This is a genomic window from Streptomyces sp. CB09001 (genome assembly GCF_003369795.1).
Lineage (GTDB): Bacteria > Actinomycetota > Actinomycetes > Streptomycetales > Streptomycetaceae > Streptomyces.
In genome coordinates, this window is the sequence record NZ_CP026730.1 from 3,612,789 (window position 1) to 3,633,369 (window position 20,581).

The 20,581-nt window shown below is 69.6% G+C and carries 23 protein-coding genes and 1 riboswitch; of the genes, 13 read left to right on the plus strand and 10 right to left on the minus strand.

The features are described 5' to 3' along the window. The first annotated feature begins 176 nt into the window (after positions 1–176). The 4 genes from rpsF (at position 177) to rplI (ending at position 1,901) form a co-directional block, all read left to right on the plus strand. A complete protein-coding gene (gene rpsF, locus C4J65_RS16605) occupies positions 177–467 on the plus strand; it encodes a 30S ribosomal protein S6 (protein ID WP_003975025.1) in 291 nt (96 codons plus the stop codon). An 80-nt stretch (positions 468–547) separates the two neighbouring features. Then, a complete protein-coding gene (locus C4J65_RS16610) occupies positions 548–1,153 on the plus strand; it encodes a single-stranded DNA-binding protein (RefSeq protein WP_115743110.1) in 606 nt (201 codons plus the stop codon). 46 nt (positions 1,154–1,199) lie between these two features. Continuing rightward, entirely contained in the window at positions 1,200–1,436 is a 237-nt protein-coding gene (gene rpsR / locus C4J65_RS16615; RefSeq protein WP_003949403.1) for a 30S ribosomal protein S18, read from the plus strand. Between the two features lie 18 nt (positions 1,437–1,454). After that, positions 1,455–1,901, plus strand: a complete 447-nt coding sequence (rplI, locus tag C4J65_RS16620) for a 50S ribosomal protein L9 (RefSeq protein WP_115743111.1) — start codon at positions 1,455–1,457, stop codon at positions 1,899–1,901. A gap of 141 nt (positions 1,902–2,042) precedes the next feature. Here the strand turns inward: rplI and C4J65_RS16625 are convergent, their stop codons facing one another. Further along, positions 2,043–3,380, minus strand: coding sequence for an MATE family efflux transporter (locus C4J65_RS16625; RefSeq protein WP_115746488.1), 1,338 nt, complete (start codon positions 3,378–3,380; stop codon positions 2,043–2,045). Between the two features lie 459 nt (positions 3,381–3,839). On the opposite strand from C4J65_RS16625, the gene dnaB reads away from it, so the two are divergent. Together dnaB and C4J65_RS16635 are read left to right on the plus strand one after the other, a co-directional pair. Next, positions 3,840–5,315 (plus strand): replicative DNA helicase, encoded by a 1,476-nt coding sequence (dnaB, locus tag C4J65_RS16630; RefSeq protein ID WP_115743112.1) that lies wholly within the window; start codon positions 3,840–3,842, stop codon positions 5,313–5,315. A gap of 96 nt (positions 5,316–5,411) precedes the next feature. Further along, positions 5,412–6,797, plus strand: a complete 1,386-nt coding sequence (locus C4J65_RS16635; RefSeq protein ID WP_115743113.1) for a serine hydrolase domain-containing protein — start codon at positions 5,412–5,414, stop codon at positions 6,795–6,797. 81 nt (positions 6,798–6,878) lie between these two features. On the opposite strand, the gene C4J65_RS16640 is transcribed toward C4J65_RS16635, so the two are convergent. Both C4J65_RS16640 and C4J65_RS16645 read right to left on the minus strand, forming a co-directional pair. Then, the gene (locus tag C4J65_RS16640) at positions 6,879–7,331 is read right to left on the minus strand and encodes a GNAT family N-acetyltransferase (RefSeq protein ID WP_115743114.1); all 453 of its coding nucleotides are present in this window, start codon (positions 7,329–7,331) and stop codon (positions 6,879–6,881) included. Between the two features lie 42 nt (positions 7,332–7,373). Continuing rightward, on the minus strand, positions 7,374–7,838 hold the full coding sequence (locus C4J65_RS16645) for a MarR family transcriptional regulator (RefSeq protein WP_115743115.1): 465 nt from the start codon (positions 7,836–7,838) through the stop codon (positions 7,374–7,376). Between the two features lie 140 nt (positions 7,839–7,978). Here C4J65_RS16645 and C4J65_RS16650 point away from each other — a divergent pair, with 140 nt between their 5' ends. Together C4J65_RS16650 and C4J65_RS16655 are read left to right on the plus strand one after the other, a co-directional pair. Next, positions 7,979–9,193 carry an MFS transporter gene (locus tag C4J65_RS16650; protein WP_115743116.1) on the plus strand — a complete coding sequence of 405 codons (1,215 nt, stop codon included), beginning with the start codon at positions 7,979–7,981 and terminating at the stop codon, positions 9,191–9,193. A gap of 110 nt (positions 9,194–9,303) precedes the next feature. Beyond that, entirely contained in the window at positions 9,304–9,723 is a 420-nt protein-coding gene (locus C4J65_RS16655; protein ID WP_115743117.1) for a heme-binding protein, read from the plus strand. Positions 9,724–9,840: 117 nt separating this feature from the next. On the opposite strand, the gene C4J65_RS16660 is transcribed toward C4J65_RS16655, so the two are convergent. The 6 genes from C4J65_RS16660 to C4J65_RS16685 all read right to left on the minus strand — a co-directional run bounded on the left by C4J65_RS16660 (position 9,841) and on the right by C4J65_RS16685 (position 14,515). Further along, a complete protein-coding gene (locus C4J65_RS16660) occupies positions 9,841–10,707 on the minus strand; it encodes a GNAT family N-acetyltransferase (RefSeq protein WP_115743118.1) in 867 nt (288 codons plus the stop codon). A 78-nt stretch (positions 10,708–10,785) separates the two neighbouring features. Further along, positions 10,786–11,268: an NUDIX hydrolase gene (locus tag C4J65_RS16665; RefSeq protein WP_115743119.1), complete on the minus strand. Its 483-nt coding sequence runs from the start codon at positions 11,266–11,268 to the stop codon at positions 10,786–10,788. A 70-nt stretch (positions 11,269–11,338) separates the two neighbouring features. Beyond that, on the minus strand, positions 11,339–12,244 hold the full coding sequence (locus C4J65_RS16670; protein WP_115743120.1) for a LysR family transcriptional regulator: 906 nt from the start codon (positions 12,242–12,244) through the stop codon (positions 11,339–11,341). A gap of 218 nt (positions 12,245–12,462) precedes the next feature. Then, positions 12,463–13,641: a cystathionine gamma-lyase gene (locus C4J65_RS16675; RefSeq protein WP_115743121.1), complete on the minus strand. Its 1,179-nt coding sequence runs from the start codon at positions 13,639–13,641 to the stop codon at positions 12,463–12,465. After that, on the minus strand, positions 13,638–14,132 hold the full coding sequence (locus C4J65_RS16680) for a low molecular weight protein-tyrosine-phosphatase (RefSeq protein WP_115743122.1): 495 nt from the start codon (positions 14,130–14,132) through the stop codon (positions 13,638–13,640). The genes C4J65_RS16675 and C4J65_RS16680 overlap by 4 nt, the downstream gene beginning before the upstream one ends. A gap of 5 nt (positions 14,133–14,137) precedes the next feature. Continuing rightward, a complete protein-coding gene (locus C4J65_RS16685; protein WP_115743123.1) occupies positions 14,138–14,515 on the minus strand; it encodes a phage holin family protein in 378 nt (125 codons plus the stop codon). Positions 14,516–14,574: 59 nt separating this feature from the next. Here C4J65_RS16685 and C4J65_RS16690 point away from each other — a divergent pair, with 59 nt between their 5' ends. From C4J65_RS16690 to C4J65_RS16705, 4 genes are all read left to right on the plus strand, one after another. Then, positions 14,575–14,892 (plus strand): cupin domain-containing protein, encoded by a 318-nt coding sequence (locus C4J65_RS16690; protein WP_003975009.1) that lies wholly within the window; start codon positions 14,575–14,577, stop codon positions 14,890–14,892. Between the two features lie 151 nt (positions 14,893–15,043). Beyond that, a complete protein-coding gene (locus C4J65_RS16695) occupies positions 15,044–15,256 on the plus strand; it encodes a DUF5326 family protein (RefSeq protein WP_003975008.1) in 213 nt (70 codons plus the stop codon). 318 nt (positions 15,257–15,574) lie between these two features. Continuing rightward, complete coding sequence (locus tag C4J65_RS16700) at positions 15,575–16,300, plus strand: IclR family transcriptional regulator C-terminal domain-containing protein (protein WP_115743124.1); 726 nt, start codon at positions 15,575–15,577, stop codon at positions 16,298–16,300. Between the two features lie 100 nt (positions 16,301–16,400). Next, positions 16,401–16,838 (plus strand): SsgA family sporulation/cell division regulator, encoded by a 438-nt coding sequence (locus tag C4J65_RS16705; protein WP_003975006.1) that lies wholly within the window; start codon positions 16,401–16,403, stop codon positions 16,836–16,838. 48 nt (positions 16,839–16,886) lie between these two features. Here C4J65_RS16705 and C4J65_RS16710 read toward each other — a convergent pair whose 3' ends face one another. Further along, positions 16,887–18,422 carry a YibE/F family protein gene (locus tag C4J65_RS16710; RefSeq protein WP_115743125.1) on the minus strand — a complete coding sequence of 512 codons (1,536 nt, stop codon included), beginning with the start codon at positions 18,420–18,422 and terminating at the stop codon, positions 16,887–16,889. 71 nt (positions 18,423–18,493) lie between these two features. After that, positions 18,494–18,683: riboswitch (TPP riboswitch) on the plus strand. Here C4J65_RS16710 and thiC point away from each other — a divergent pair. Next, a complete protein-coding gene (thiC, locus tag C4J65_RS16715) occupies positions 18,676–20,514 on the plus strand; it encodes a phosphomethylpyrimidine synthase ThiC (RefSeq protein ID WP_115743126.1) in 1,839 nt (612 codons plus the stop codon). Its footprint overlaps the riboswitch before it by 8 nt. Positions 20,515–20,581: the final 67 nt, after the last annotated feature.

Consider the following 20,581-nt stretch of genomic DNA (forward strand, 5'->3'; position numbering starts at 1 on the left):
GGTACGCTGTACCTTCCGCACCGGTGTCTGTTGCCGGCCCCGGCCGGGCCACCTCCTCGGAGGAGACCCGATTGTCAGTGGGTCCTGGTTAACTCGTTGATGCCGGTGCGAACGCATCGCAACCCTCCTGCCACGGAACGACCGTGGCCGCTGAGTCCAAAGGAGGTGGGTTCCACATGCGTCACTACGAGGTGATGGTCATCCTCGACCCCGATCTCGAGGAGCGCTCTGTCTCCCCGCTGATCGAGAACTTCCTCTCTGTCGTCCGTGACGGCGGCGGAAAGGTCGAGAAGGTCGACACCTGGGGCCGTCGTCGTCTCTCGTACGAGATCAAGAAGAAGCCCGAGGGCATCTACTCGGTCATCGACCTGCAGGCCGAGCCTGCGGTCGTCAAGGAGCTCGACCGCCAGATGAACCTGAACGAGTCGGTCCTCCGGACCAAGGTCCTCCGTCCCGAGATGCACTGAGCCTTCCCGCTCAGCTGATCCCGGGATTCGAGTAGCAGCAACCAAGCAGCCAGAGCAGCAAACCCGCCGAGAGGTTCCCCATGGCAGGCGAGACCGTCATCACGGTCGTCGGCAATCTTGTCGACGACCCCGAGCTGCGCTTCACCCCGTCCGGTGCGGCCGTCGCGAAGTTCCGCGTCGCGTCGACTCCCCGCACCTTCGACCGCCAGACGAACGAGTGGAAGGACGGCGAAAGCCTCTTCCTGACCTGCTCGGTCTGGCGTCAGGCGGCGGAGAACGTCGCCGAGTCGCTCCAGCGAGGCATGCGCGTCATCGTGCAGGGCCGGCTGAAGCAGCGGTCCTACGAGGACCGTGAGGGCGTCAAGCGCACGGTCTACGAGCTGGACGTCGACGAGGTCGGCGCCAGCCTGCGCAGCGCCACGGCCAAGGTCACCAAGACCTCCGGCCAGGGCCGCGGAGGCCAGGGCGGTTACGGCGGCGGTGGCGGCCAGGGTGGCGGCGGCTGGGGCGGCGGCTCCGGCGGCGGCCAGCAGGGCGGCGGCGCTCCGGCCGACGACCCCTGGGCGACCGGTGGTGCTCCCGCCGGTGGCCAGCAGGGCGGTGGCGGCCAGGGTGGCGGCGGCTGGGGCGGTGGCTCCGGCGGCGGCCAGCAGGGCGGCGGCTACTCGGACGAGCCCCCCTTCTAAGGGGACGGGCTCTACCCACACTTCTTGATCACACAGGAGAAACATCATGGCTAAGCCGCCTGTGCGCAAGCCGAAGAAGAAGGTCTGCGCGTTCTGCAAGGACAAGGTCACGTACGTGGACTACAAGGACACGAACATGCTGCGGAAGTTCATTTCCGACCGCGGCAAGATCCGTGCCCGCCGCGTGACCGGCAACTGCACCCAGCACCAGCGCGACGTCGCCACGGCTGTGAAGAACAGCCGTGAGATGGCGCTGCTGCCCTACACCTCCACCGCGCGATAAGGGAAGGGTGACCGAAACATGAAGATCATCCTCACCCACGAGGTCACCGGCCTCGGTGCCGCGGGCGACGTCGTCGACGTCAAGGACGGTTACGCTCGCAACTACCTGATCCCGCGGAAGTTCGCGATCCGCTGGACCAAGGGTGGCGAGAAGGACGTCGCGCAGATCCGTCGGGCTCGCAAGATCCACGAGATCCAGACCATCGAGCAGGCCAACCAGGTGAAGGCCCAGCTCGAGGGTGTGAAGGTCCGTCTGGCCGTCCGCTCCGGCGACGCCGGTCGTCTCTTCGGCTCCGTCACCCCGGCCGACGTCGCTTCGGCGATCAAGGCCGCCGGTGGCCCCGAGGTCGACAAGCGCCGCATCGAGCTGGGCTCGCCGATCAAGACCCTGGGCGCCCACGAGACGTCCGTGCGTCTGCACCCCGAGGTTGACGCCAAGGTCAGCGTCGAGGTTGTCGCTGCCTGAGCACTGCTCTCGCTGAAGCGATGAGAGGGGCCGCATCTCCCGTCGGAGATGCGGCCCCTCTTCGTGACCGCACTCGTAGCCGTGTTTCACGTGGAACGTCGCGTTTCACCATTTCACCGTTCACCGTTTCACGTGAAACGGTCAGCGCGTCGCCCCGGTGACGATCCAGCGCCCCGATCGGGTACGCAGCCACAGCGTCACCAGACGCATCGCCATCATCAGCGTCATGGCCGCCCACAGGGCGGTGAGCCCACCGCCGAGCGTCGGGACGAGAAGCGCCGCGGGAGTGAAGACCGCCAGAGTGAGCAGCATGGCCCAGGCCAGGTAGGGTCCGTCGCCCGCACCCATGAGGACGCCGTCCAGGACGTAGACCACGCCGCAGACCGGCTGTGCGACGGCCACGATCACCAGCGCGGGCAGCGCGGCGTCCTTGACCAAGGAGTCGCCGGTGAACAGGGGCAGGAACGCCGGGCGGGACAGCACCACGAGCAGACCCAGTACGACCCCGACCGCGACGCCCCACTCCACCATCCTGCGACACGCGTCGCGCGCACCCTGGGCGTCGCCCGCGCCCAGATAGCGCCCGATAATGGCCTGCCCCGCGATGGCGATGGCGTCGAGGGCGAACGCGAGCAGGCTCCACAGGGACAGGACGATCTGATGCGCGGCGATGTCGGCGTCTCCGAGGCGGGCCGCCACGGCCGTCGCGATCATGAGAATCGCCCGCAGGGAGAGCGTGCGCACGAGCAGGGGCATCCCGGCCTGGGCGGAAGCCCTGATGCCGGCCAGGTCCGGGCGCAAGGAGGCGCCGTGACGTCGGGCTCCGCGGACGACCACCCACAGGTAGACCGCGGCCATGCCGCACTGGGCGATGACGGTGCCCCAGGCGGAGCCCGCGATGCCGAGTCCGGCGCCGTAGACGAGCAGGACGTTGAGGACGGCGTTGGCGATGAAGCCGGCCACGGCCACGTAGAGAGGGGTCCGGGTGTTCTGCAGTCCCCTCAGGACACCGGTCGAAGCCAGCACGACGAGCATGGCGGGGATGCCGAGGGAGGAAATCCGCAGATAGGTGGTGGCATAGGGGGCTGCGGTGTCGGAAGCGCCGAAGAGTTCCACGAGGGAGGGGGCCGTGGGCAGAAAGACGGCGATGACGGCGGCGCCGAGCAGCAGTGCCAGCCAGATGCCGTCCATGCCCTGACGGATCGCTGCTTGCAGGTCGCCCGCGCCGACGCGGCGCGAGACGGCCGCGGTGGTGGCGTAGGCGAGGAAGACGAATACGCTGACGGCCGTGGTGAGCAGGGCCGAGGCGATGCCGAGTCCGGCGAGCTGAGCGGTTCCGAGATGGCCGACGATGGCACTGTCGGCCATGACGAAGAGGGGCTCGGCGACGAGCGCTCCGAAGGCCGGAACGGCCAGCGCGACGATCTCTCGGTCATGCCGACGCCGGACGGACCGGGTACGCGCGGGGGCCTGTGTCATGAGCACCAATCTAATCGTCCACAGGTAAGAGATGCAAAGCTTTGATGACCCTTACGTCTGGTCTCGAACCGTGTACTTCCGGGTACGGTTCGAAGTGATCTTGGTCCAACTGGGAAAGTTTTTCTTCTGCACAGGCGGTGGACGGCAAAGGTGCAGCTCAAGGGGGGTTGCCGGGTCAGGGTGCGGGCTTGTTCACAGGGCTGTCCACCGGGTCGTGCACAGGTTTCGCGGGGTTCTCCACAGCATCTGGCCAGTCGTCCACATGGCCTGTGGATAACCAGATTGGCTGACGGTGCCCGCGGGCCTACGGTTATCCGGCGCCCGCTCCGTCCGTCGGCCGGTGAACCCTCACAAAACCGACGCGCCAGAACCGGAGTTGGGCGTCTTATTTGTCAGTGCCGTGCCGTAGAAATGAGGGGCACGGCGAGGTCCGCTCGGCGGACGGGAGGAGGTGGCTCGGTGAGCATTTCCGAGCCCTTGGACGACCCGTGGGCCGACAGTGGTCCCAGTGATCGTCTGCCTGCTTCCCGCCGCCGCAGCGAGGGCGGCCGCAGCCGGGACGAGCAGCACGAGCGCGGCCCGGACAGCGGGTGGGACGGCGGTGGCGCGTCCTTCGAGCGGGTGCCGCCGCAGGACCTGGACGCCGAGCAGTCCGTCCTCGGCGGGATGCTCCTGTCCAAGGACGCCATCGCCGACGTCGTCGAGATCCTCAAGGGCCACGACTTCTACAAGCCGGCCCACGAGACGGTCTACCAGGCCATCCTCGACGTCTACGCCAAGGGCGAGCCGGCCGACCCCATCACGATCGCCGCCGAGCTCACCAAGCGCGGGGAGATCAACAAGGTCGGCGGCGCCTCGTACCTGCACACCCTCGTCCAGACGGTGCCGACGGCCGCGAACGCCGCGTATTACGCGGAGATCGTGCACGAGCGCGCGGTGCTGCGCCGCCTGGTGGAGGCCGGTACCCGGATCACACAGATGGGGTACGCGGCCGACGACGACGTCGACGAGATCGTCAACCGCGCCCAGGCCGAGATCTACGCCGTCACCGAGCAGCGCACCAGCGAGGACTACCTTCCGCTGGGCGACATCATGGAGGGCGCGCTCGACGAGATCGAGGCCATTGGATCGCGCAGCGGCGAGATGACCGGGGTGCCGACGGGTTTCACGGACTTCGATTCGCTGACCAACGGCCTTCACCCCGGGCAGATGGTCGTGATCGCCGCACGTCCCGCGATGGGCAAGTCGACGTTGGCGCTGGACTTCGCCCGGGCCGCCTCGATCAAGAACAACCTGCCGAGCGTCATCTTCTCGCTCGAGATGGGGCGGAACGAGATCGCGATGCGACTGCTGTCCGCCGAGGCCCGCGTCGCCCTGCACCACATGCGGTCGGGCACGATGACGGACGACGACTGGACCCGGCTGGCCCGCCGGATGCCCGACGTGTCGGCCGCCCCGCTCTACATCGACGACTCCCCCAACCTGTCGATGATGGAGATCCGCGCCAAGTGCCGTCGCCTCAAACAGCGCAACGACCTGAAGCTGGTCGTCATCGACTACCTCCAGCTGATGCAGTCCGGTGGTTCGAAGCGCGCCGAAAGCCGACAGCAGGAGGTTTCGGACATGTCCCGAAACCTGAAGCTGCTGGCGAAGGAGCTGGAGCTCCCGGTTATCGCGCTCTCCCAGCTGAACCGTGGTCCGGAGCAGCGCACCGACAAGAAGCCCATGGTCTCCGACCTGCGTGAGTCCGGTTCGATCGAGCAGGACGCCGACATGGTCATCCTGTTGCACCGCGAGGACGCCTACGAGAAGGAGTCACCGCGCGCGGGCGAGGCGGACCTGATCGTGGCCAAGCACCGTAACGGTCCGACGGCGACGATCACGGTCGCCTTCCAGGGCCACTACTCGCGCTTCGTGGACATGGCACAGACCTGACGGTCACGGTCCGATTCGGCTCCGCCCTCGTCGGTTCGCTGCGGCCTCAGCGGAAATGGGCTCGACGTGAGGTGTCCCGGCCGGTGGACTGAGCCCATGACGACACCTCAGGGAGAGCTGCTCCCCACCACCCGGCGAGCGCTGACGCACCGGATCGCCGTGGCCCAGGCGGAGGGGCGTACGCCGTCGCTCGTCGCGGCGGTGGTCCGGGGCGGGCGGGCCGTGTGGCACGGTGCGCGGACCTCGGTCGACGGGCACGGTCCGGACGAGAACGTGCAGTACCGGATCGGCTCGATCACCAAGACGTTCACCGCCGTCCTCGTCCTGCGGCTGCGCGACGAAGGCGTGCTCGACCTCGGGGATCCGCTGGAGAAGCACCTGCCGGGCACCGGGGCGGGAGAGGCCACCATCGCCGAACTGCTCGCGCACTCGGGAGGACTGGCCGCCGAGTCACCCGCGCCCTGGTGGGAGCGGACGCCGGGCTCGCTGCGGCCCGAACTCGCCGATGTGCTGGGCCAGCAGCCGCTCCTGCACCCGGTGGGCCGTCGGCACCACTACTCCAACCCCGGCTACACGCTTCTCGGCGCGCTGGTCGAGAAGCTGCGTGGCGCTCCGTGGGAAGAGGTGTTGCAGCGAGAGGTGTTGGACCCGCTGGGGCTGCGGCGTACGGCCACCCGGCCCAGCGCCCCGCATGCCGGTGGCTGGGCGGTGCACCCGTGGGCCGACGTGATGCTTTCCGAGCCCGTCGAGGACCTCGGCCGGATGGCCCCGGCCGGCCAGCTCTGGTCCACCACCGGGGACCTGGCACGGTTCGCCGTCTTTCTGACGGCGGGGGACGACCAGGTCCTCGCGGCGGAGACCGTGCGGGAGATGCGGGCGCCCGCCGCCCCGGCCGAGGCCGCGGATGTCGTGGACGGCGCGGCCTACGGACTGGGGCTGCAGATCCAGCACCGGGACGGGCGGCTGCTCGTCGGGCACTCCGGGTCCCTGCCGGGCTTTCTGGCCAACCTCACCATCGCGGTGGAGGACGACGTGGCCGCGGTGGTCCTGACCAACTGCACCTCGGGGCCGCTCCTCGCCGGGGTCGGCGCCGACCTCGTGCGCATCGTCGCCGAGGCGGAGCCCCGGATTCCCGAACCGTGGCGTCCACTGCGAGAGGTCGACTCCTCCGTACTGGAGTTGGCGGGGCAGTGGTACTGGGGGACGCACGCCTTCGCCCTGCGGCTGACGCCGGACGGAGGGGTCTCGCTGGGGCCGCTGTCCGGCCAGGGGCGCCGCTCACGCTTCCGGGTGAACGGTGACGGCAGCTGGACGGGCCTGGAGGGGTATTACGCGGGGGAGTCGCTGCGTGCGGTGAGGCGTCCGGACGGCAGTGTCAGCCATCTGGACCTCGGTTCGTTCGTCTTCACGCGTCAGCCGTACGACGAGGGTGCTTCCGTACCGGGCGGAGTGGACCCGGAGGGTTGGCGGGGGATCGGCTAGCAGCCGTCCGTGCTGAAGCGGCCCTGTTTCACGTGAAACAGGGCCGTGCGCCGTTGACGGCGGGTGACGGGATCCGGGCACTCAGAGCTGGAGTTTGAAGCCCGTGTGGGAGGCCTCGAAGCCGAGTCGCTCGTAGAAGCGGTGGGCGTCGGTCCGGGTCTTGTCGGAGGTGAGCTGCACCAGGTGGCAGCCCTGCCGCCGGGACTCGTCGATCGCCCACTCGATCAGCTGCGTGCCCAGTCCGCTGCCGCGTTCGTCACCGTGGATGCGTACCCCTTCGACGATCGAACGGGTGGCTCCGCGCCGGGACAGGCCGGGGACGATCGTCAGTTGGAGCGTGCCTACGACGCGACCGTCGCGGAGGGCCACCACCAGATGCTGGTTCGGATCAACCCTGAGGCGTTCGAAGACGGCCAGGTACGGGCCCAGGTCGTCCGGTGATTCGCGCTGTGCGCCCAGCGGGTCGTCGGCGAGCATCGCGACGACCGCCGGGATGTCCTCGGCGGCGGTGGGGCGTATTTCGAGATCTCCCATGCCGGCACTCTAGAACCGGACCCGGGCTCGATCGGACAGTTCCTAGGCGGGCACCGGTGCCTTCAGGGTCTCCACGGCCCGGACCAGCGGGGCGAGGTCGGGGTTCGTCGCTGCCTCGTCGAGGGCCTCGCGCAGGGCGGCGTCATTGGTGGGCCGGGCCTCGTCCAGCAGTTGCAGTCCCGCAGCGGTGACGTTGGTGTAGATGCCGCGCCGGTCGGTGGGGCACAGGTAGCGCTCGAGCAGGCCCCGGTCCTCGAGCCGGGTGACCAGCCGGGTGGTCGCGCTCTGGCTGAGGACGACGGCGTCGGCGACCTGCTTCATCTGCAGATGCCCCCCGTCGCCGTCGTGCTGGCGGCTGAGCACGTCGAGCAGGGAGTACTCGCGGACGCTCAGGTCGTGCCCGGTCTGCAGAGCGCGCTCGATGTGTGCCTCGATCCTCCCGTGCAGCAGGGAGAGGGCGCACCAGCCCTGGGAGAGGGCGGTGAGCGCGGGGTCCGTCGCTGTCATGTGGATCCTCCGTCCAGGAGCGGCTCACACCAGGGTAGACCAGTCGCGCGATTGTCGGCGCTTGCATATTGCCCGCGTGTGCAATTATTGTGAGCGAACGCAAAGCGCTCCTGCAATCGTTTGGGAAGGTGTACTCCTCCATGCCTCTCGCGCTTCTGGCCCTCGCGATCGGGGCCTTCGGGATAGGAACGACCGAGTTCGTGATCATGGGCTTGCTGCCCGAGGTCGCGAGCGACTACGGGGTCTCCATCCCCACCGCCGGCTACCTGGTGACCGGATACGCGCTCGGTGTGATGTTCGGCGCCCCGCTGATGACCGTGCTCGGCACCAGGGTTCCGCGCAAGCGGATGCTGATGCTGCTGATGGGCCTGTTCATCGTCGGCAACCTGCTCTCCGCCCTCGCCCCCGCCTTCTCGGTCATGCTGATCGGCCGCGTGGTCGCCTCGCTCGCCCATGGCGCCTTCTTCGGCATCGGATCGGTCGTGGCGGCCGGCCTGGTCGCTCCGCACAAGAAGGCCGGCGCCATCGCGATGATGTTCACCGGACTGACCGTCGCCAATGTCGTCGGCGTCCCGCTGGGCACGCTGATCGGGCAGTCCGTCGGCTGGCGCGTCACCTTCGCCGTCGTCGCCGCGCTCGGAGTCGTCGGCCTGGCCGGAGTCGCCAAGCTGGTCCCCGACGTGCCCAGGGCCGAGGGCGTGCGGCTGCGCCACGAAATGGCCGCTTTCAAGAACGTGCAGGTCCTGCTCGCGATGGCGATGACCGTTCTCGGATTCGGCGGGGTCTTCGCGGCGATCACCTACATCGCGCCGATGATGACCCATGTCGCGGGCTTCGCCGACGGCTCGGTCACCTGGCTGCTGGTCCTCTTCGGCCTCGGCATGGTCGGCGGCAACCTCGTCGGCGGCCGGTTCGCCGACCGCGCCTTGATGCCCATGCTGTACATCTCCCTGGGCGCCCTGTCCGTCGTACTCGCCCTCTTCACCCTCACCGCGCACGACAAGATCGCGTCCGCCGTGACCATCGTCCTGATCGGGGCCCTGGGCTTCGCCACCGTCCCTCCGCTGCAGAAGCGCGTCCTGGACCACGCGCACGGCGCCCCGACGCTGGCCTCCGCGGTGAACATCGGCGCCTTCAACCTCGGCAACGCCCTCTCCGCATGGCTGGGCGGGGTCGTGATCGCGGCCGGCTTCGGATACACCGCCCCCAACTGGGTCGGCGCCGTGCTCGCCGCCGCCGCGCTGGTCCTCGCCGTCCTCTTGGCCGCCCTGGAACGGCGCGGGAGCGCTCGCGGCACGGTCGTCGCGGGGTCCGTGTCCTCCACCGAGCAGCAGGCAGCCGTCGTCCACCACTGAGCCACCCACCCCGGCCCCCGGGACACGGGGCCAGGGCCGTCCCCACACCACCACCGCCTCGACGACCACCGAGGCACCGCACCGCTCGGCACAGCCAAGGAGAAGGACCCATGAGCACCACCACTGTCACCCCGCTGACGATCCAGGACGCCGAAGCGCTCGTCACCGCGGCCCACCGCGCGGCCGAGGCGGCCGGTGTCACCGTCAGCGTCACCGTCCTCGACGCCGGGGGGCACCTGCTCGCCTTCCGGCGCGACGACCGGGCCGTGCTGATCTCCGGGGAGACCAGCACGCGCAAGGCCTACACGGCGCTCCAGCTGAACGCTCCCACCGCTGACCTGGTCGACGCCGTGCAGCCCGGAGGCCTCTTCCACACCCTGCCCACCGCCCTCGACCGGCCGCTGCTGTTCCTCGCGGGCGGCGTGCCCCTGCACCGCGACGGCCGGCTGATCGGAGCGATCGGTGTGGGCGGCGGCGCGCCCGACCAGGACCACGGCTTCGCCTCGGCCGCCGCACGGGCGCTCGCCTGACCCTCGTGCGACGGCAACAGCCGTCCAGCGGTCGGCGGCGCGGCCGCCGACCCGACCGCCGGTTCCCGAGAGACCCGGGAACCGGTCGCGTCGTTTTGGAGGCCCCACCCGCCGGAGTCAGCCCGCCGCCACCGTCAGCGGCGCGAAGCGCCGGGTCCAGTCCCCGGGCAGCTCGGTGATCCCGTAGGTCATGACCGCGTTGGGGGCGACCGAGGAGAGGCCTCGCTCCCTCACCCACTCCAGCAGCTCCTGGTGCCGTACGTCGATGTCCGTGCGCAGCGGTCGGTCGGTGCGGGCGGCGAGCGAGCCGATCAGAGCCTTGGCCGTCTCGGTGTCACGGGCGATCAGTGGGCCCACCACGTGGGTGTCCATGTTCGGCCAGGCCGCGGCGTATCCGATGATCCGGCCGCCCTCCTCGGCGACGCGCAACTGGTCGGCGAAGGCCGGCAGCCGCGTGAGGATGGGGGTGCGGTCCGCACCGAAGACCTCCTCGTCGAGCCGGAGGACGGCGGCGAGGTCCTCGGCGGTGGCCGCGCGGGTGGCGGTCTTCGATTCCGGCCCGCCCGGGACGAAACGGCCCCGCACCATCTCCGCCCCGCCCGTCACCTTGAAACCGAGCTCCTCGTAGAGCGGCCGGCCGTACGGCGTCGCGTGCAGGGTCAGCGGAAGGGTGCCCAGCCCGGAGACGATGTGCCGCATCAGACGGCGTCCGACGCCCTGACGGGCGTGCCGCTCGGCGACCAGCACCATGCCGATGGCGGCGAGCGAGGGGCGTTCCTGCGGTCCGTACTCGGTGACGGTGCAGGCGGCGACCAGACCGCCGCCGGGGTCGTCGATGCCGTACCCCTGTCCGGCCGTGAGGAGGAACCCCCACTTGTGCTCCTCGCGCGGCCACCCCCGGTCCTCGGACAGGTCGGCGCAGGCGGTGAGATCGCGCAGCGTCAGACGGCGGATCGGAGCAGAGGCGAGGAAAGGTGTCGGCACGCAGGTCAGGCTGTCCGACGGCGGCCTCCCGCGTCCACCTCTTTCCGGTGGAACCTGCGAGCTTTCGGCCAAGTCGGTTCAGCCGAGGTCGGGGGCGTGCAGAGCACGTACACCTTCGATGTTGCCGTCCAGGTAGTGCCGCAGGGACAACGGCACGAGGTGGACGGAGGCGATCCCGACCCGGGTGAAGGGCACTCTGACGATCTCGTACTCACCGGCCGGCTCGTCGACCTCGGGACCGTGACGCAGGGACGGATCCATGGATTCCAGGTGACAGACGAAGAAGTGCTGCACCTTCACGCCGGTCGCGCCGCCGTCCTCGCCGATGTGCTCGACGGTGTCGACGAAGCAGGGCACCACGTCGCTGATCTTGGCGCCGAGTTCCTCGTACACCTCGCGGTGCAGGGCGTCCACGACGGTGGTGTCGTCCGGCTCGACCCCGCCGCCGGGAGTGACCCAGTAGGGGTCGACGCCGGGCTTGGTCCGCTTGATCAGGATCAGGTGGCCGCCGTCCAGCAGGACGGCGCGAGCGGTGCGCTTGACCACGGGTCGGACGGTCATGGGAGAAATGTGGCCCGGCTGGTTCCACGTGAAACATCGTGGCGCGCGACCGGTTCGTGAGTCCGCCGGCTCAGTTCCAGTCGGCTGCCGCGCGCAGCAGCCACTCGTGGGCCCGGGCGATGCGCGGCACCGCCACCGTGCCGGCGCGCACCACCAGGAAGTATGTCCGCAGCGGCGGCACCGGCGGATCGTGCAGGGCGACGACGTCACCGCGCTCCAGCGCCTCCGCGCACAGATAGCGGGGCAGGACGGCCAGCCCGGCGCCCGCGACCGCGCAGGCGAGAACTGCACGCAGGTCGGGGGCGACGACCGTGGCCGGGGCGGCCGGACGGGAGTCGAAGACGGAGGCCCAGTAACGGGAGACAAAGGGCAGTGACTCGTGCACTTCGACCACGGGGACGTGTTTCAGGGCGGGAGCATCGGTGTCGCGTGCTTCTTCGACGCCCGCGCGCTCCGCCCAGTGCGGCGTGGCGACCAGGACGTGCACTTCGTCGCAGAGCGGAGTCGCGGTGAGCAGCGCCCCGCGTGGACGAGCCGTTCCGATGGCCAGATCGTGATGCCCGGCGGCCAGGCCCTCCAGGGTCTCCTCGGCGTTCCCGAACGAGGCGCGCAGGGCGAAGGCCTGGCCGTCCTCGCCGGTGAGTTCGCCGAGCGCGGGCAGTGCCCGTTCGGCGGTGAACTCGGGCGGTCCGGCCAGGTGCAGGGTCCGCAGGGAGGAGTCGTCCTCCAGTCCGGTCTCGGCGATCTCCACCAGGGCGTCGAGATGCGGTGCGGCCTTGTGGGCGAGTTCGTCGCCGATGGTCGTCGGGGTCACGCCGCGGGCCTGTCGAAGGAACAGCGGGCGGCCGAGCTGACGCTCCAGCGTGCGGATCTGCGAGGTGACGGCGGGCTGCGAGAGGCCGAGCAGAGCGGCCGCGCGGGTGAAGGAACCGGACCGGTGCACGGTGACGAACGTGCGGAGCAAGGCCAGATCCACGGAAAACCCGTCCCCTCTTCTGTTCTTCTCCAGCCCCCGCCCGTGCCCAACTATAAATAAGTCGATAGGTCGCTGTCGCTACCGTGATTGGACACTGACACTGAGTCAACTAGCCTTGTGCGCGCGGTTCTTCGCGCGCGGAACCGGAGGACGGTCCGAGCCACGAGGGGGGAGGCTCGGACCGTCCGTCGACGTCCGCCGACGTCATTGAGCCGACGTCATTCCGTCGTTTCGTCCAGCGCACGCAGCAGATCCGCCACCAGGTCGTCGGGGTCCTCCGCGCCGACGGAGAGCCGGATGAAGCCCTCCGGCACCGCGTCGCCGCCCCATCGCCCGCGCCGCTCCGCGGTGGATCGCACCCCGCCGAAGCTCGTCGCGCCCTCGACGAGGCGCAGCGCGTCGAGGAAACGATCGGCACGCGCGCGCGAGGGCAGCGTGAAGGAGACGACACAGCCGTAGCGCAGCATCTGCTGCGAGGCGACCTTGTGGGACGGGTCGTCGGGCAGTCCGGGGTACCGCAGGCCGGTGATCTCGGACCGCGTCCGGAGGGCTTCGGCCACCTTGAGCGCGGTGGCGTCCTGCCGGTCCACGCGCAGCTGGAGGGTGGCGATCGAGCGGTGGGCGAGCCAGGCCTCCATGGGGCCGGGAATCGCACCGACGATCTTGCGCCAGCGCCGAACGGCGGCCATCGCTCCGGTGTCGCGGCCGGCCACGTAGCCCAGCAGGACGTCTCCGTGGCCGGTGAGCTGCTTGGTTCCGCTGGCCACCGAGAAGTCCGCGCCGAGCTCCAGCGGGCGCTGCCCGAGCGGTGTGGCGAGGGTGTTGTCGACGGCGACCAGGGCACCGCCCGCGTGCGCCGCCTCGACGAGCCGCCGTACGTCGCACACGTCGAGGCCGGGGTTCGACGGCGTCTCGATCCACAGCAGCTTCGCCCCGTCCAGGACGTCGAGCTGGGCGTCCCGGCCGGTCGGCGCGGTGCGCACCTCGATGCCGTACGCCTCCAGCTGCGCACGGACCAGAGGCAGCGCCTGGTAGCCGTCGTCGGGCAGGACGGCCGTGTCGCCGGCGCGCAGCTGCGAGAAGAGCACGGCGGAGATCGCGGCCATGCCCGAGGCGAAGACGATGGTCTCCGCGTCGGACCGTCCCGGAGCCTCCAGCTCGCCGATGGCGCGCTCGAGATGGGTCCAGGTCGGATTCTCGTCGCGGCCGTAGGTGTACGGCCCGGTCGGGTCGCCCGGCAGGTGGAAATGGGCGGCGAACACCGGGCCGGGCAGGGTGGGCTCGTGTTTGACCGGTTCGGGCAGCCCGGCCCGCACCGCGCGCGTGCCGTCACCGGTGCCGGTGGCGGATCTCTCCGCGCTCCCACCGGAGCCGTCGTTCGTAGCGGAATCACTCATGCCGCCCGTCCTTCCACTTGCTCGCGTACCGCGGCGAGCAGTCCGGTGCTCGCCGCCTCCACCATCTCAAGGCATTCCTCGAAGCCGTCCCGGCCCCCGTAGTACGGGTCCGGGACGTCCAGGTCATCGCCCCTGGCCGCGGGGTCGTACGACCGCAGCAGACGCACCTTGGCCGCGTCCCGCTCCGTGGGGGCGAGACGCCGCAGCGCCCTCAGGTGACCGGCGTCGAGGGCGACGACCAGGTCGAGACGGGAGAACCAGGACTGCTGGAACTGCCGGGCCGTGTGATCGAGGGCGTACCCGTGCTCCGCCAGCACGGCCACGGTGCGCGGGTCGGCCCCCTCGCCCTCGTGCCAGCCGCCGGTGCCGGCGCTGTCGGCCTCGACCCGGTCGCCGAGCCCGACGTCCGCCACGCGCGCGTGGAAGACCGCCTCGGCCATCGGGGAACGGCAGATGTTGCCCGTGCACACGAAACAGACGCGGTAGGTCATCGGGATCAGTCCCCGTCGGGCAGGAAGGCGTTGAGGGCCCAGGAGACGATCGAGATGATCAGGCCGCCCAGTACGGCGGTCCAGAACCCGTCCACGTGGAAGCTCAGGTCGAGCTTGTCGGCCACCCACGACGTGAGCAGCAGCATCAGCGCGTTGACCACCAGCGTGAACAGGCCGAGGGTCAGGATGAACAGCGGGAAGGTCAGCACCTGCACGATCGGCTTCACGACCATGTTGACCAGGCCGAACACCAGGGCGACCACGATCAGCGTGAGGGCCTTCTCCCCGGTGCTGCCCCCGGACAGGGTGATCTTGTCCAGCAGCCACACGGCGACGGCGAGGGCGCCGGCGTTGGCGATCGTCTTGACTAGGAAATTCTTCATGTGTCTGATCGTGGCAGACGCGATCGGACACGAACGGCGAGGCAGGGGCGGACGAGGCGATGAAGGCATTCCGGCTGGACGAACTGGAGGCGGAGCGCGCCGCCAACGACGGTGCCTACCTGCAGTTCCTGCGGGAGCGGAACATGTCGGTCGGTCTGTACGCCCTCGACGCGGGCACGACCGACCCGCAGAAGCCGCACGCGCAGGACGAGGTGTACTTCGTGGTGAGCGGGCGGGCCGCGATCACCGTGGGCATGGAGACCACCCAGGTCGCCCGGGGCAGTGTGGTCTACGTTCCGGCCGGGGTCGCCCACAAGTTCCATCACATCAGCGAGGACCTGCGGGTTCTGGTGGTGTTCTCTCCGCCGGAGAGCTGACGCGCGACGCCGGGGTTCCCTAGGGGATCGGTCAGGGGGAGACAAGGGGTGCGGGGCCCCCGCCATGGCGCTCGCGGCTCTAGCATCGAGTGCAGGACATCAGAGGATTCCCCAGACTCCCTGGGGCTCCCCGAAAGGTGAGGCAAGGGCGATGCGAGAGATCTTCACGGGACTGCCGTGGTGGGTGAAGTGGATCGCGGTGCCGGTCATCGCCCTGGTCGTGTTCGGCGGGCTGATCGCCAGCGTGGTCGGGTTCGTGGTCGGACTGCTGTTCAAGCTGCTGGTCTTCGTCGCGCTCGTCGGCGGACTGATCTACGTCGTACGCAAGTTCATGTCGAGCTCGTCGTCGCGCAGCGACTGGTGAGAGAGGTGGGACACCGGTGGCGGTAACAGGAACCACCGGTTCCCTCGGGCGAGGGAAGTTTCCCGGACGGGGCGTCGGTGAGCGGTGACCGACGGTTAGAGTCCGGAACTCCACGCGGGGGTGACTCCGCGAACGGCGTACACCCCCACTCGTGTTCCCCGCACGGGCTGCCACCTCGCGTTCCGGGAGTGACCCTTGGCCACGGCTGACACCGCATTCGCTCAGCTGCACGCCCCTCCCGTGCAGCCCTGCTCGACGCCTCGGACACCCCCCGCGCCGGCCTCCGCCGACCCGCCGTCCGCCACTCTGATCGGCTCCGTGCAGCGGGCGATGCGCCTGCTCGAGCGCGTCGCGGAGCACGAGTACGGAGCCCCCGCCAAACAGCTGGCCCGCGAGACGGGGCTGGCCTTGCCCACGGCGTACCACCTGCTGCGCACCCTGGTGCACGAGGGCTATCTGCGCCGGGAGAAGGGACTGTTCTTCCTCGGTGAGGCCGCCGAGCGGCTGAGCAGCAGCGGGGCCGAGCAGAAACGTCGCAGCACGGTGGTGGACACCATGGCGCGCTGGCGCGACGCGATCGGCGTTCCCGTGTACTACGCCATGTACCGGGACGGCGAGATCGAGGTCATGTGCGTCTCCGACACCCCGGGCAATCCGGCGGTCGAGGAGTGGGCGGACTTCCGGGAGACGGGACACGCACACGCCATCGGACAGTGCCTGCTGTCCCAGCTGGACGAGGACGCGCGCCGCGACCACCTGCACCGCTACCCGGTGCAGCCCCTCACTCCGTACACGGTGCGTGACGGCCACAGTCTCCTGAAGCGACTGGAACGCATGCGCCGGATGACGCCGGTGACCGAGCGCCAGGAGTACGCGCTGGGGACGGTCTGCGCGGCGATCCCGATCACCGTCGGCACCACGGCCGCCACGATGGCCATCTCACTGCCCCTCCATCAGGCGGACCGTTTGCTCCCCGCGGCTCAGCGGCTGCAGAACGAGGTGGGGAGGCGTCTGGGGTCCCTCGCGCTCTCTATCAGTATCTGAAAACTCACTCCTTGTGATCTGGTGTGTACGTTGAGCAAGATGCCACCAGTGTTAGAGGTTTGATTCCCGGACAGTCGACGGCGAATGACGGGGTAGGCGAATGGGCGAGTCCGTACAGGCAGAGGTCATGATGAGCTTTCTCGTGTCCGAGGAGCTCTCTTTCCGCATCCCGGTGGAACTGCGCTACGAGACCCGGGATCCCTATGCCGTACGCCTGACCTTCCATCTGCCCGGAGACGCGCCGGTGACCTGGGCCTTCGGCCGGGAGCTGCTGGTCGACGGGGTGGGCCGGCCCTGCGGCGACGGTGACGTACGCATCGCACCGGTGGAGCCCGAGCCGCTGGCCGAGGTGCTGATCCGCCTTCAGGTCGGCAGCGACCAGGCACTGTTCCGTTCCTCCGCCGCGCCCCTGGTGGCCTTCCTCGACCGCACCGACAAGCTGGTGCCGCTGGGCCAGGAGGGTGCGCTCGCCGACTTCGACAGCCACCTCGACGAGGCCCTGGACCGCATCCTGGCGGAGGAACAGAGCGCGGGCTGAACCGTTCCGGCAGCCAGGCGGTGGTGGCGTAACGCTTCGCCGGACGCGTCAGCGCTTGCGGCGACGGCCCCGCCCGCCACGGGCCGGGGCACTGGCCCCGCCACCCGCCGTCGCCGCCCGGGCCGGTCGTTCGGCCGGCCGGTCCGCCGACACGACCAGGGCGGCCAGGGCCGTGGTGACCGGCACGGAGGCCACCAGCCCGATCGAGCCGACCAGCGTCCGCACGATCTCCTCCGCGACCAGCTCGCTGTTGGCGACGGTCCCGACACCGCTCTGCGCGATCGAGAACAGCAGCAGCAGGGGCAGCGCCGCGCCCGCGTAGGCGAGGACGAGCGTGTTCACGACCGAGGCGATGTGGTCGCGGCCGATGCGGATGCCCGCGCGGTACAGACCGCGCCAGCCCATCGTCGGGTTGGCCTCGTGCAGTTCCCACACCGCCGAGGTCTGGGTGACCGTCACGTCGTCGAGGACACCGAGCGAACCGATGATGACCCCGGCGAGCAGCAGACCACTCATGTCGATGGACGGGTACAGGCCGTGGATGAGGCCGGTGTTGTCGTCCGTGTTGCCGGTGAGCGCGGCCCAGCCGATGAAGAGCGACCCGAGCACGCCGATCAGCAGCAGCGAGATCAGGGTGCCGAGCACCGCCACGGAGGTGCGGGCCGACAGTCCGTGGCACAGGTACAACGCGATCAGCATGATGGCGCTGGACCCGATCACCGCCACGACCAGGGGGTTCGAGCCCTGCAGGATGGCGGGCAGGATGAAGAAGTTCAGCAGCAGGAAGCTGATGGCCAGCGAAACCAGCGCCATGAGTCCGCGCAGTCGTCCGACGACCACGACGGCGAGGGCGAAGATGCCGGCGAGCAGGGCCAGGGGGAGCCTGCGGTTGATGTCGGTCACCGAGTACTGCAGGTCCTTCGGCGCGGAGGGCTCGTAGGCGACCACCACCTCCTGCCCCTCGTGCAACTGCCGTGACTGGTCCGGCTGCACGATCTCGTCGAACGTGCGGCCCTTGTCGTCGCCGGTGTCGACGCGGATGGTCGCCCGTTTGCAGTCGCCCTTCGCCTGCTGCACCGCGGAGGAACCCTCGGCGGTGGATGTGTCGCCGGTCGGGACACCGCCCGAGGCGTTGACGGACTGGCAGCTCAGTTCGACCACCTTGGTGACCGTGGCCTGCTGCGTCTGCCGGTCGAAGCCGACGCCGGTGCGCTCGTGCGGCGGTGCGCCGCCCGGCCACAGCACCGCCAACCCGACCAGTACGGCCGCGGTGAAGGGGATCAGGATCGCGGCGATGACCTTCCGCAGATGCCGGGAGACGGGAGCCGCCGGTCCGTGCCCGTGCGAGTGCCCGTGCCCGCCGCCGTGTCCGTCGCCCGCGCCGTGCCCGCCGCCCGCGCCGTGTCCACCGCCCGCGCCGTGTCCATGGTCCGCATCGTGCCCGTAACCCGCCTCATGTCTGCCGGCGTTCACGTCGTCAGCGACGCCGGGGACGTGGCCGGCTGCCCGGCCGTCGCCCTCTTCGGCGTTCGGTCCCCGGCGGGGCCGGCGCGGCGGGAAGGAGGGATGCTGCGGTGTGGTCACCGCCCGATCATCGCAAGAACGAGGGGGGCCCTCTGTTCACCGCGCCCGAATGGGGGCTAGCGTGGAGGCACCTTTGTACACGCGGGAGCTCGGAGCACCGGGCTGAGAGGGCGCTGACCTCCGTTCCAGCGATGTTTCACGGGAAACGTCACCGAAGTCGAGTGACGTATCCCACGAAGCGTCGACAGACGGAAGCCGCTGCGTCGACCGCCGAACCTGTTACCGGGTAATGCCGGCGTAGGGAGTAGGTCTCATGACCATCAAGGACGCACGCACGCCTGCCTCCGCACAGAGCACCGCACAGCACTCGACGCAGGACTCCACGCAGGACTCCGCACAGGAGGACACCGCGGAGACCACGGAGGCCGGAAAGTCCATCGGCTGGCACAAGGCGTACGTCGAGGGATCGCGCCCCGATCTGCGGGTGCCGGTCCGTCAGGTGCACCTCACCAACGGGCAGTCGGTCACGCTGTACGACACCTCGGGCCCGTACACGGATCCACTCGTCGACACCGATGTCCGCAGGGGACTGGCGCCACTGCGGGAGAACTGGATCATCGCTCGCGGCGACACCGAGGAGTACGCGGGCCGTCCCGTCCGTCCCGAGGACGACGGACTCAAGCACACCTCGCCGCGCGGCGGCCTGCGCAACCTCGATGCCGTCTTCCCCGGACGCCCGCGCCAGCCGCGCCGGGGCCGGGACGGCAGCGCGGTCACGCAGCTCGCCTACGCGCGACGGGGCGAGATCACGCCGGAGATGGAGTACGTGGCCGTCCGGGAGAACGTCTCCCCGGAGGTGGTCCGCGAGGAGATCGCCGCGGGACGTGCCGTGCTGCCCGCCAACGTCAACCACCCCGAGATCGAGCCGATGATCATCGGCAAGCGGTTCCTGGTGAAGGTCAACGCCAACATCGGCAACTCGGCCGTGACGTCCTCCATCGAGGAGGAGGTGGACAAGATGACCTGGGCGACCCGGTGGGGTGCGGACACGGTCATGGACCTCTCCACCGGCCGCAACATCCACACCACCCGCGAGTGGGTCCTGCGCAACTCCCCCGTTCCCATCGGAACCGTGCCGCTCTACCAGGCCCTGGAGAAGGTCGACGGCCGTGCCGAGGAGCTGACCTGGGAGATCTACAAGGACACCGTCATCGAACAGGCCGAGCAGGGTGTGGACTACATGACGGTCCACGCGGGCGTGCGCCTGCCGTACGTCCCCCTGACCGCGAACCGCAAGACCGGCATCGTCTCGCGCGGCGGATCGATCATGGCGGCGTGGTGCCTGGCGCACCACAAGGAGTCGTTCCTCTACGAGAACTTCGAGGAACTCTGCGAGATCCTCGCCGCCTACGACGTCACCTACTCCCTCGGCGACGGTCTGCGTCCGGGGTCGATCGCGGACGCCAACGACGAGGCGCAGTTCGCCGAGTTGCGCACGCTCGGGGAACTCAACCGGATCGCCAAGCGTTGCAACGTACAGACCATGATCGAGGGCCCGGGACATGTCCCGATGCACAAGATCAAGGAGAACATCGACCTTCAGCAGGAGATCTGCGATGAAGCTCCGTTCTATACGCTCGGCCCGCTGACGACGGACGTCGCGCCGGCGTACGACCACATCACCTCCGGCATCGGTGCCGCGATGATCGCCTGGTGGGGCACGGCCATGCTCTGCTACGTCACGCCCAAGGAACACCTGGGCCTGCCCAACCGTGACGACGTCAAGACCGGCGTCATCACCTACAAGATCGCCGCCCATGCCGCCGACCTCGCCAAGGGTCACCCAGGTGCACAGGAGTGGGACGACGCGCTGTCGGACGCCCGGTTCGAGTTCCGGTGGGAGGACCAGTTCAACCTGGCCCTCGACCCGGACACGGCCCGGGAGTTCCACGACGAGACACTGCCGGCCGAGCCCGCCAAGACCGCTCACTTCTGTTCCATGTGCGGGCCCAAGTTCTGCTCGATGAAGATCTCGCAGGACATTCGCCGGGAGCACGGGGGCAGCAAGGGCGAGATCGAGGAGGGCATGGCGCAGAAGTCGAAGGAGTTCGCGGCGGCGGGCAACCGCGTGTACCTGCCGATCGCGGACTGAGTGCACCCGCGTGGGGAGGGGGACAGGCCGCAGGGTCGGCCCTCTCCCCGCGGAGGGGCCCTGCTCG

What these genes read in the sequence shown, in the direction of transcription:
- rpsF (WP_003975025.1), top strand. Translation starts at nt 177, where the DNA reads ATGCGTCACTACGAGGTGATGGTCATCCTCGACCCCGATCTCGAGGAG.
- C4J65_RS16610 (WP_115743110.1), top strand. Translation starts at nt 548, where the DNA reads ATGGCAGGCGAGACCGTCATCACGGTCGTCGGCAATCTTGTCGACGAC.
- rpsR (WP_003949403.1), top strand. Translation starts at nt 1,200, where the DNA reads ATGGCTAAGCCGCCTGTGCGCAAGCCGAAGAAGAAGGTCTGCGCGTTC.
- rplI (WP_115743111.1), top strand. Translation starts at nt 1,455, where the DNA reads ATGAAGATCATCCTCACCCACGAGGTCACCGGCCTCGGTGCCGCGGGC.
- C4J65_RS16625 (WP_115746488.1), bottom strand. Translation starts at nt 3,380, where the DNA reads ATGACACAGGCCCCCGCGCGTACCCGGTCCGTCCGGCGTCGGCATGAC.
- C4J65_RS16635 (WP_115743113.1), top strand. Translation starts at nt 5,412, where the DNA reads ATGACGACACCTCAGGGAGAGCTGCTCCCCACCACCCGGCGAGCGCTG.
- C4J65_RS16640 (WP_115743114.1), bottom strand. Translation starts at nt 7,331, where the DNA reads ATGGGAGATCTCGAAATACGCCCCACCGCCGCCGAGGACATCCCGGCG.
- C4J65_RS16645 (WP_115743115.1), bottom strand. Translation starts at nt 7,838, where the DNA reads ATGACAGCGACGGACCCCGCGCTCACCGCCCTCTCCCAGGGCTGGTGC.
- C4J65_RS16650 (WP_115743116.1), top strand. Translation starts at nt 7,979, where the DNA reads ATGCCTCTCGCGCTTCTGGCCCTCGCGATCGGGGCCTTCGGGATAGGA.
- C4J65_RS16655 (WP_115743117.1), top strand. Translation starts at nt 9,304, where the DNA reads ATGAGCACCACCACTGTCACCCCGCTGACGATCCAGGACGCCGAAGCG.
- C4J65_RS16665 (WP_115743119.1), bottom strand. Translation starts at nt 11,268, where the DNA reads ATGACCGTCCGACCCGTGGTCAAGCGCACCGCTCGCGCCGTCCTGCTG.
- C4J65_RS16675 (WP_115743121.1), bottom strand. Translation starts at nt 13,641, where the DNA reads ATGAGTGATTCCGCTACGAACGACGGCTCCGGTGGGAGCGCGGAGAGA.
- C4J65_RS16680 (WP_115743122.1), bottom strand. Translation starts at nt 14,132, where the DNA reads ATGACCTACCGCGTCTGTTTCGTGTGCACGGGCAACATCTGCCGTTCC.
- C4J65_RS16685 (WP_115743123.1), bottom strand. Translation starts at nt 14,515, where the DNA reads ATGAAGAATTTCCTAGTCAAGACGATCGCCAACGCCGGCGCCCTCGCC.
- C4J65_RS16690 (WP_003975009.1), top strand. Translation starts at nt 14,575, where the DNA reads ATGAAGGCATTCCGGCTGGACGAACTGGAGGCGGAGCGCGCCGCCAAC.
- C4J65_RS16695 (WP_003975008.1), top strand. Translation starts at nt 15,044, where the DNA reads ATGCGAGAGATCTTCACGGGACTGCCGTGGTGGGTGAAGTGGATCGCG.
- C4J65_RS16705 (WP_003975006.1), top strand. Translation starts at nt 16,401, where the DNA reads ATGGGCGAGTCCGTACAGGCAGAGGTCATGATGAGCTTTCTCGTGTCC.
- thiC (WP_115743126.1), top strand. Translation starts at nt 18,676, where the DNA reads ATGACCATCAAGGACGCACGCACGCCTGCCTCCGCACAGAGCACCGCA.